The organism is Chromohalobacter sarecensis (assembly GCF_023061135.1).
GTDB lineage: Bacteria > Pseudomonadota > Gammaproteobacteria > Pseudomonadales > Halomonadaceae > Chromohalobacter > Chromohalobacter sarecensis.
This window is the reverse complement of record NZ_JAKGAN010000023.1, coordinates 1-1591: the sequence shown is the minus strand read 5'-3', so window position 1 is coordinate 1591 and position 1591 is coordinate 1. Positions and strand designations below refer to the sequence as shown.

The following is a 1591-nucleotide window of genomic DNA, read 5'->3' as shown; positions in this document are numbered from 1 at the left end:
CGCCTCGGGTGCCGCCGTATCCAGGGTGACGCTGTCGGTGAACGGCGCTGCGTTACCGGCAGCGTCTTCGACGGTCAGCGTCGCGGTGAGTTCACCGTCGGCCAGAGCGGAGAGGTCGACACCGCTGTAGGAGAAGCTACCGTCTGCGGCGATGGTCACCGTGGCCGGATCGACGGTCACACTGCCCCCGTCTCCGTCGCTGATCACCAGCGAGGCGATGCTGGCCCCATCCTCGATCTGACCGGTGAGGGTAACGTTGCCGGCTTCGTCAGCGTTGAGGAACGCATCGTCGCCGCTGACGATCGTCACGCTGTTGTCGCCTTCGGCCGGAGGAATGCCATCCACAGTCTCAGTGGCCGGATCGCTGGCGTTGCCGGCGGGATCGGTGGCCGTGGCCGTGACTTCATCACCATCGGCCAGTGGGGTGTCGGGTGTCACGCTCCAGATGCCGTCGTCACCCACAAGTACCGGCTCGCCAATGACATCGCCATTACCGTCGGTGAGGGTCACGGTGCCGCCGGCTTCGGCGGTACCGGTGAGAGTCTCGCCATTGGTGGGATCGATCGTCGGCGCATCCGGTGCCACGGTATCCAGGGTGAGAGTGTCACCGGAAATTGTGGCGGTATTGCCCGCGGCATCGGTGATCGCCAGCGAGCTGGTGATCTCGCCATCGGCCAAGCCAGATAGATCAACCTCGAAAGTGCCATCGACCGCGACATCTGCGGTGACCGTGGTAGTGCCATCGGTGAACGAAGCCACGACGGTGGCATCGGGGTCGAGGCCGCTGACGGTGTAGCTGGCCGTGTCGGCTTCATCGGCGTTGATCAGGCCATCTGCGTCATCGCTGGTCAGCATGGCGGTCGGCGCGGCATCGGCGAGGGTGTCCAGCGTGGCGGTATCGGTGACGGTGCCCTCGTTACCGGCGGCGTCGGTGACTGTGAGCGTCGCGGTCAGCTCGCCATCCGTCAGACCGGACAGATCGGCGGTATAGCTGAACGTGCCATCGCCGTTGAGCGTGATGTCCTCACCGGCAATGGTGAGTGGATCACCACCACCGGCACTGGTAATGGTCAGCGAGTCGATGGTCGCGTCATCTTCGACCGTGCCGGAGAGGGTGGCGCTATCGGCTTCGGCCGCGTTGTAGACATCATCGCCGAAGATCACGCTGTTGTCGCCTTCGGCCGGTGGAATGCCATCCACCGTCTCGGTGGCCGGCTCGCTGGCGTTACCGGCAGGATCGGTGGCGGTGACCGTGACTTCATCGCCATTGGCCAGCGGGGTGTCGGGCGTCACGCTCCAGATGCCGTCGTCGCCGACGGTGACCGGTTCACCAACGACATCGCCATCAGCGTCGGTGAGGGTCACGGTGCTGCCGACCTCGGCGGTGCCGGTGATGTCGTCACCGTTGGTGGGATCGATCGTCGGCGCGTCCGGCGCCGCGGTATCCAGGGTGACGCTGTCGGTAAACGGCGCTGCGTTACCGGCAGCATCTTCCACGGTCAGCGTCGCGGTGAGTTCACCGTCGGCCAGAGCGGAGAGGTCGACACCGCTGTAGGAGAAGCTACCGTCTGCGGCGATGGTCACCGTGGCC

Annotated in this window: 1 protein-coding gene; it reads right to left on the bottom strand. The window is 65.4% G+C overall.

The genetic code is table 11. The features are described from left to right. Window positions 1–1591: Ig-like domain-containing protein (locus tag L1071_RS16145; RefSeq protein WP_246977065.1), on the bottom strand; the 1591-nt coding region annotated here is incomplete at both ends.